The following is a 2,195-nucleotide window of genomic DNA, read 5'->3' as shown; positions in this document are numbered from 1 at the left end:
AGGCAGGGGGCATCGGGACTGGGGGCATCGGGACCGTCTCCGCGCCGGCGGGGGCGGCAGCCAGCAGGGCGCACAGGAGGGCCGCGATCCGCATGGGTGTCTCCAGCGCCGTCTCGGCGCTTGGCGCCGGCGGGACGGGACCGCTCAGCGCGGGTTCCGGTCCGTGCCGGCGGCGGTCGCCCGCCTGCGTCCGCGGGCCAGCATGTTGAGGCCTTCGACGCCGGCCGAGAACGCCATGGCGGTGTAGATATAGCCCTTCGGCACGTGCGCCCCAAAGCCTTCCGCGATCAGCGTCATGCCGATCATGATCAGGAAGCCCAGCGCCAGCATCACCACGGTGGGGTTGCGGGCGATAAAGGCCGAGAGCGGCTCGGCCGCGACCAGCATGACGATCACCGCCACCACCACGGCCACCATCATCACCGGCACGTGCTCGGTCATGCCCACTGCGGTGATGATCGAGTCGATCGAGAACACGAGGTCGAGGAGCAGGATCTGGCCGATCGCCGCGCCGAACCCGATCGTGCCGCCGGATGTCCCGGTCTCGGCCGGGCCATCGGGATCGACGCTGTGATGGATCTCCTTGGTGGCCTTCCAGAGGAGGAACAGGCCGCCGCCGATCAGGATCAGGTCACGCCAGGAGAAATCCTGTCCCAGCACCGAGAAGACCGGCTCGGTCAGGTGCACGATGAACGCGACCGTGCCCAGCAGACCGAGCCGCAGGATCAAAGCCAGGCCGATGCCGATCCGCCGCGCCCGGGTCTGCTGGTCGGCGGGCAGCTTGTTGGTCAGGATCGAGATGAAGATCAGGTTGTCGACGCCGAGGACCACCTCCATCACGATGAGGGTCGCCAGGGCGGCCCAGATCGCGGGCTGACTCGCAAGCTGGATCAGGTCGGTCACGGGTCGTGCGTCTCGCTGGTCGGGAAGAGGCGGCTGCCGAGGGCGGCCAGGTCGAACGGACCGGCACTGCCCGCCGGATCGGGAGCGTAAACCCGGAGGATCTTCGGGAAGACCTTGAAATGGGCGGGCGTGTGCGTGGTCAGCTCGCCGTCGGTGTTCACCGGTCGGGGCTTGCGCGTCGCGATCTTGATCTCCCGGGTCTGGAACGCGCGCACGTCGGCCGCGCGTCCATGGGTGCCCCGGCGCAGGGCCGGCAGCAGCGCGATCAGCCGCCACCAATGGGCGACTTCCAGGCTGTAGAAATCGAGCTTGCCGTCATCGACCGTGGCGGTCTCCTCCACGGTCATGCCGCCGCCGTAGTGGCGCCCGTTGCCGACGGAGACCTGGATGGTCGTCACCCGCTCGACCGTGCCGTCGTGCTCGATCGTCACCGTGAACGGCCGCACCCGCCGCAGCACCCGGATGGCCGCCACCGCGTAGCCGAGCACGCCCCAGGTCTTCTTCGATTCGGCCGTGAGCTCGCCCGCCAGTTCGGCCGAGAAACCGATGCTGGCGACGTTGAAGTAGTAGTGGCCGTTGACCCAGCCGAGATCGACCGGCCGCGCCGCGGCATTCGGGATGAACCGCGCCGCGGCGATCGGATCCAGCGGCAGGCCCAGGGAGCGGGCGAGGTCGTTGGCGGTGCCCAGCGGCAGGATCGCGAGGGGCAGGCCGCTCTCCACCAGGGCGGGGGCGGCCATGTTCATGGTGCCGTCGCCGCCGCCCAGGATCACGAGGTCGACGTCCTTGGCGTGCGCGCGGATGACCGCCCGGCAGTCGGCGTCCGGCGGCGGCTCCACCGGCTCGATCCCGCCCGCCCGCAGGATGCCCCGCACCTCGTCGAGGTCGAGGCCGCCGTTGCGCGCCTTCGCGTTGCAGATCAGCAGCGCCCGGCGTTGGTCGGCACTCATCACGGGCTCCGATGCATCTGCGAGGTCACCGCGGTCTCGAGTCGGGACACAGGAACCTCGATGCTCAGGGCGGCGAAAGGGGGGATGACAGCCCGAAACGCGCGACAGCCAAGATTGTCCCCGACTTGGTGGTGAAAAGATCGAGCGCAACCCCGTCATCCCCGCAATCCCGGGCTGGTGTGGGCCCCGCACATCGTCAGAGTCACGGGTGCGCCCGGGGAAACCGTGGAACCGCTTCGGCATGCGGGCGCGTTCTCCCCACGTACGCTCCGGCCGCCAGGAAGGCACCGATGCCCGCCACCCATCCCACCCGCCGCGCCCTCGCCCTCGGCGTGATCCTGC

The 2,195-nt window shown here is 69.8% G+C and carries 2 protein-coding genes; both read right to left on the bottom strand.

The window, feature by feature from the left end:
- Positions 1-144: 144 nt before the first annotated feature.
- Positions 145-903, bottom strand: coding sequence for a TerC family protein (locus FV228_RS27355; protein ID WP_147857387.1), 759 nt, complete (start codon positions 901-903; stop codon positions 145-147).
- Positions 900-1,853 (bottom strand): lipid kinase, encoded by a 954-nt coding sequence (locus FV228_RS27350; RefSeq protein ID WP_147857386.1) that lies wholly within the window; start codon positions 1,851-1,853, stop codon positions 900-902. The genes FV228_RS27355 and FV228_RS27350 overlap by 4 nt, the downstream gene beginning before the upstream one ends.
- Positions 1,854-2,195: the final 342 nt, after the last annotated feature.

It is taken from the genome of Methylobacterium sp. WL18, from assembly GCF_008040015.1.
Taxonomy (GTDB): Bacteria; Pseudomonadota; Alphaproteobacteria; order Rhizobiales; family Beijerinckiaceae; genus Methylobacterium; species Methylobacterium mesophilicum.
The sequence above is the reverse complement of the archived record's forward strand: the minus strand, read 5'-3'. Positions and strand labels throughout refer to the sequence as shown.

What these genes read in the sequence shown, in the direction of transcription:
- FV228_RS27350 (WP_147857386.1), bottom strand. Translation starts at nt 1,853, where the DNA reads ATGAGTGCCGACCAACGCCGGGCGCTGCTGATCTGCAACGCGAAGGCG.